We start from the raw sequence: 4,616 nt of genomic DNA, 5'->3' as shown, positions 1-4,616 counted from the left end.
CTACATCGAGATGTTCTACAACCCGATCCGCCGGCATGGTTCCGCTGGCGGACTGTCACCGGTAGAGTTTGAAAGGCGCTACGCGCAGAGCGGCAACTGAGTGTCTACAGAACTCTGGCCGGTCCAAATCGAACTCTGAAGATGCTGCCATCGTTGCCTCAATAGTTGCGTTGGGGCGAGCGCTGAATCTACGTGTTGTTGCAGAGGGTGTAGAAACCCAAGGGCAGCGCGAACATCTCAAACAGCTGGGCTGCGATGTGTATCAAGGTTACTTATTGTCGCGCCCCCTAGAGCCGAATCAACTAACGCATCTGTTTGCAAACGTTCGCTCAAAGGGCTGAGTGGTATCAGTGCCCTTAGCACTTCAGTGAGAGGTTCATAGCTGCCGGCTCTGACCTCTTCGCTGACTGACCTCTAGCGGTAGATGCCAATTTGGTACCAATTGGCGTATGTGGCCAAGATGGCCAGTCCAGAACTAGACGCTCGCTAGTAAAGAGCGCCCACCCCCTCCAGTTCTCTCGGCCTCCGCTATGGTTTGTGAGGCTTGGCAACCGCTTTGGTTTGTCCTACGGGAAGGCGCTCCACCATTTATGAATGTGACGGTGGTTGTCGTGAAATGTGAATTTCACTAACATTTGTGACGCACAGCGTCATTCTCGCGCGCCGCGTATCACTGATTGCGCCGCTAGCAGTGCCATTTATCACAACCCACTACTTGGCATGGTTCCTGCTCAACAGGATCCGTACAGGAGAGTACGCCTTGCATACAGCCACCATTGAGAAGGTTCTTAGCGTCATGGGAGACAAAAGCCATGAAGTCCCGCAAGTCGACAAGGAAGTTTTGCTGCAGGAGTTTCGGCGCGCGAAGCAGCGGACTCCCGGCGTTTCAATGCTGCTGCTAACCACTGCAGACGGGCGTGCTTTGGCTGCGCTTGATGAGCACGGCAGTGATCCACGACGGCTAGCTGCAATGACCAACTCTTTCCTTACCTTGGGAGAGACGGTAGTCAAAGAGCTTGGTTTGGCTGCGGCAGACTACGCAACCATCGCGACACGTCAAGGAAACATGGTGCTGATTCGAATGGATCACGCCAAGCCTATGACATTAGCTGCACTAGGCACATTCGATATCAATGTGGCGGTGCTCCTGTTTGCCGCTCGCGAATGCGCTACTCGAATTTCGGCTCTGATGCCGAAGTAGTCCCGATGCACTCACATGTTCCTCCCTGCATCAGGGAGGTCGATTCACCAACCCTAAGGAAAGAAGAAGATGTCGAAGTTGAACCTTGACGGTCTCGGCCAGATCACAGGCTTTGTGGGCGTTGCCCTTGTTGACAGCGATAGCGGGATGGCGATGGCCACGCTCGGCGGTGGCAACCTGAATCTGGAAGTAGCAGCTGCTGGTAACAGCGATGTTGTGCGCAGCAAGCGTCGTGTTGCCGAGCAGTTGGCACTGGACGATACCATCGAAGATATCCTGATCTCGCTGAGCAAGCAGTACCACATTATTCGCCCGCTGGAGAGCAATCCGACATTGTTCCTCTACGTGGTGCTTGACCGTGCGCGGGCAAACCTGGCCATGGCGCGTCACGAGCTGAAAAGCTTCGAGAAAAAGCTGGATTTCAGCTGATTCCGAGGCACCACCGGCTGAACTTGCGGCCGGTGGTGCGCAACGCCTTGATCGGCACCCCTCATCACCTTCAAGTCCATGTTCTCCCCCACATCTTACGATTTCACCGTCGCGATGGCCGGTTTGGAGTTATTGCCAGCCACACGCCTTAAGTTGGCGTGTTCGTTGCTCGCGGCCGAGCGCCTCACCGTACGCCTAGTTGAGTGGGGTGCAGAGCCCGCCGCACTGTTGGTAGCAGACGAGACAAGCCATGCTGGCCGCCATGCGATCCAATCCGCAAGGCAGGACAACGTGCCTTCAATTCGCTTGCATGGGGCGCCGGTTGCCTCTGGCACCATGCAGGCTCTACCGAGGCTGGCGACAGTTCGAGAGTTCGTGGATGTACTGAAGTCCAGTCTTAAGAGCAGTCCATCCAGGGCGATGAGTCAGCCATCGGCATGGGATGTGCCACTTGTTCAGCCTATGCTGGAGCACATGCGTCTTGATCGCCGTAGAGAGAAGCGCACGCTACTAGAACTTGGCCTTTTTCGACTGGTCAGCGATACCCGCAATGGACAAGTGCATATGCTGCGACGGATGCCGTTGAATGAGCTCCTAGGGTGTGCCGTAAAGTCCGATTGGCGTGTGAGGGAACTAACAGAAGACGAATGGAAGTCCGTCTACCTGCCTGATGTCACGCGCAGCTACGAGACAGAGACCTTGTGGTGGCGCCTATTGCCTTATCTTTCAAACGAAGACCTGCCTCTCGTCACTGATGAGCTTCGCTTGCGGACGTGGCCAGACCTGGACGTCGGCGCCACGCCGGCCTCATGGGCCTTGGCGCTCGCTTACCTCGATGGCCAATCTTGGCGCGCCGGTTCTCTGGCTTCGGTGGCGAACGAGAGCGTTGACGAAGTGCAGAGGATCATGGCGCTCGTTCGCCTAAGCGGCTTGGAAGCATCTCTATCTGATCCGGGAGCAAGTGTGCGCGCCGTTGCCTCGCGCCACGCCGAAACTTTGTTGCGAATGGCAAAGCGTTTTGGTCTGAAACTTTTTGGGAAAGCTCATGGATAACTACGGCAACAAACTCGTCTTTGTTGGCGGCATGGGAGCAGGCAAGACCACGGCCATCCGTGCGATATCGGACATTGAACCGGTCAGCACTGACATGCCGTTAAGTATCGATGCCACAGAAGAGAAGTCTTTGACCACGGTGGCGTTGGACTACAGCAGCGTGGACTTGGACGATGGCGAACTCCTGCATGTCTACGGAGTTCCTGGTCAGAAGTATCTGAATTTTATGTGGCCAATGGTTTGTACGGGTGCAATCGGAATCATCGTTCTGGTTAATGCATGTCAAGGTGATGCCGTTGACAGCACATCAGAGCTGTTGAAGGATTTCGGCGTGCTCGCCCCGGAGGCGAGTTTCGTTGTGGGCGTGACGAAAAGTGATTTGGCGCCAAGCTTCCAACTCACTACATTCCGTGACGCACTTAACGCCGGTGGGTTCCGAATGCCGGTGATGAAAGTCGATGCGCGCGTTACGACTCAGGTCGAGTTTTTGATCAAGACCCTACTTTCTTACCAACATGCGGGATCGCAGTTAAGCCAAGGGCATACAGTCTGACTGTGCGGGTAGAGATGCAAAGGCTATAGAACATCTAATAGCCGGGCGGCGGGATTCTGGCTTGCCTCGCCGGCTTGGTAGTACCCGATCACACTGGACACGGCCCGGTGTTCAGTCATGGCCATCAGAGCGGGCAGGGCAATGCCTTGGCGAGCGCCTTCGGTGACGAACCCCGAGCGCAGACTATGGCCGCCGAAATCTCCCTCCAGCCCGGCCATGCGTGCACGCCGCTGAATGATCGTCGCCACGGCCTTGTCGCTGAGCCCTGGCCCCACGCGCGGGCCCCAGAGGCGGCGGAAGATCGGCCCCTCGGTAAAGGCCGCGGCATGCAACCAGGCAGACAGTGCCTGCGCGGCCGCCCCCAGCACAGGCTTGTCCGGGCTCGAGCCGGCGGTCGGGCCGGCCTGCTGCGTCTTACTGTGGCCCAACCAGTAGACGTAACCACCCTCAGGCAGCGCCCTGAGATCAGCCAAGTCGGCGGCAGCGATCTCGCTGCGCCGGCGCCCGCCGGAAGCAAAGCCAAAGCAGAGCAGGGCACGATCGCGTAGGCCTTCCAGCGACTGGTCGCAGGTCGCGAGCAGGGCCTCGAGCTCGGCGCGGGACAGTGCGGTCTTCTTGCGAGGCCGCACGCCTTGTTTGACCGCCGCGCGCCGGCTACGAGCCAAAAGGTGGCGCACGGCGGGGGATTCGGCTGGGTTGGAGACGACCTGACGCAACCGGTGCGCCGTGGATAGCACGGCGACGCGGTGCACCACGGTAGCCAGCGACCACGGTCCCGGACGTTTCTTGAGGCCACTGGTCACCAGCAGCGCATCCAGCTCCGCTGGCAGTTCCCAGGCCTGACCAGTGTGAGTGCGGCGGGGCAGATGGTCGACGATGAACTGGATCACCGCCGCCTCCGGCACCGGCAGTGCCAACGACTCCCCGTAGCGTCCCTGGAACCAGCCAGCCCAGTAGCGCAGGGCACTGGCATAGCTGCGGGTGGTGTTGGCCGAGGCGGCGGCGGCCTGGACCCGACGTCCCCCCGGTTTTGAGTAGCACGGCGAATTGGAGTCCAATCCCACCTGACCAGGAGATTGGACGTGAAGAAACGCTTTTCCGAAGAACAGATCATCGGTTTCCTGCGTGAAGCCGACGCCGGCATGGCGGTCAAGGACTTATGCCGCCGACATGGCTTCAGCGAAGCCTCGTACTACCTGTGGCGCAGCAAGTTCGGCGGCATGAGCGTGTCCGATGCCAAGCGGCTCAAGGCTGAGCTGCGGCGGGTGACCGAGGAGCGCGACATCCTAAAAAAAGCCGCGGTGAGTTCAACCCGTCAATGCAACATGATCAACAGTTGCACTGATAGGAGCGAACGATATGGCAAGGATGGGGCGGCCC

Annotated in this window: 7 protein-coding genes; 6 read left to right on the top strand and 1 reads right to left on the bottom strand. The window is 58.4% G+C overall.

Annotated elements, in window-relative coordinates; all coding sequences use genetic code 11:
- The first annotated feature begins 68 nt into the window (after window positions 1-68).
- The 5 genes from ACM0PY_RS21120 to ACM0PY_RS21100 all read left to right on the top strand — a co-directional run bounded on the left by ACM0PY_RS21120 (window position 69) and on the right by ACM0PY_RS21100 (window position 3,236).
- Window positions 69-341, top strand: coding sequence for an EAL domain-containing protein (locus ACM0PY_RS21120; protein ID WP_414609523.1), 273 nt, complete (start codon window positions 69-71; stop codon window positions 339-341).
- Window positions 342-760: 419 nt separating this feature from the next.
- On the top strand, window positions 761-1,201 hold the full coding sequence (locus tag ACM0PY_RS21115) for a roadblock/LC7 domain-containing protein (RefSeq protein ID WP_080355721.1): 441 nt from the start codon (window positions 761-763) through the stop codon (window positions 1,199-1,201).
- Between the two features lie 69 nt (window positions 1,202-1,270).
- Window positions 1,271-1,630 (top strand): roadblock/LC7 domain-containing protein, encoded by a 360-nt coding sequence (locus ACM0PY_RS21110; protein WP_049439369.1) that lies wholly within the window; start codon window positions 1,271-1,273, stop codon window positions 1,628-1,630.
- 78 nt (window positions 1,631-1,708) lie between these two features.
- Complete coding sequence (locus ACM0PY_RS21105) at window positions 1,709-2,683, top strand: hypothetical protein (protein WP_495493299.1); 975 nt, start codon at window positions 1,709-1,711, stop codon at window positions 2,681-2,683.
- The gene (locus ACM0PY_RS21100) at window positions 2,676-3,236 is read left to right on the top strand and encodes a GTP-binding protein (protein WP_049439368.1); all 561 of its coding nucleotides are present in this window, start codon (window positions 2,676-2,678) and stop codon (window positions 3,234-3,236) included. Before ACM0PY_RS21105 ends, ACM0PY_RS21100 begins: the two co-directional genes overlap by 8 nt.
- A gap of 23 nt (window positions 3,237-3,259) precedes the next feature.
- Here the strand turns inward: ACM0PY_RS21100 and ACM0PY_RS21095 are convergent, their stop codons facing one another.
- Window positions 3,260-4,294 (bottom strand): site-specific integrase, encoded by a 1,035-nt coding sequence (locus ACM0PY_RS21095; RefSeq protein WP_049439379.1) that lies wholly within the window; start codon window positions 4,292-4,294, stop codon window positions 3,260-3,262.
- Between the two features lie 84 nt (window positions 4,295-4,378).
- Here ACM0PY_RS21095 and ACM0PY_RS21090 point away from each other — a divergent pair.
- Window positions 4,379-4,616 (top strand): transposase (locus tag ACM0PY_RS21090; RefSeq protein ID WP_423171157.1); only part of this gene is annotated, 238 nt, incomplete at its 3' end.

The sequence above is a fragment of the Stenotrophomonas sp. BR163 genome (genome assembly GCF_047520985.2).
GTDB lineage: Bacteria > Pseudomonadota > Gammaproteobacteria > Xanthomonadales > Xanthomonadaceae > Stenotrophomonas > Stenotrophomonas sepilia.
Note: the sequence above shows the minus strand (reverse complement) of the source record. Positions and strands in the feature narration are given on the sequence as shown.

Coding starts and splice junctions, on each gene's coding strand:
- ACM0PY_RS21110 (WP_049439369.1), top strand. CDS start 1,271: ATGTCGAAGTTGAACCTTGACGGTCTCGGCCAGATCACAGGCTTTGTG.
- ACM0PY_RS21105 (WP_495493299.1), top strand. CDS start 1,709: ATGTTCTCCCCCACATCTTACGATTTCACCGTCGCGATGGCCGGTTTG.
- ACM0PY_RS21100 (WP_049439368.1), top strand. CDS start 2,676: ATGGATAACTACGGCAACAAACTCGTCTTTGTTGGCGGCATGGGAGCA.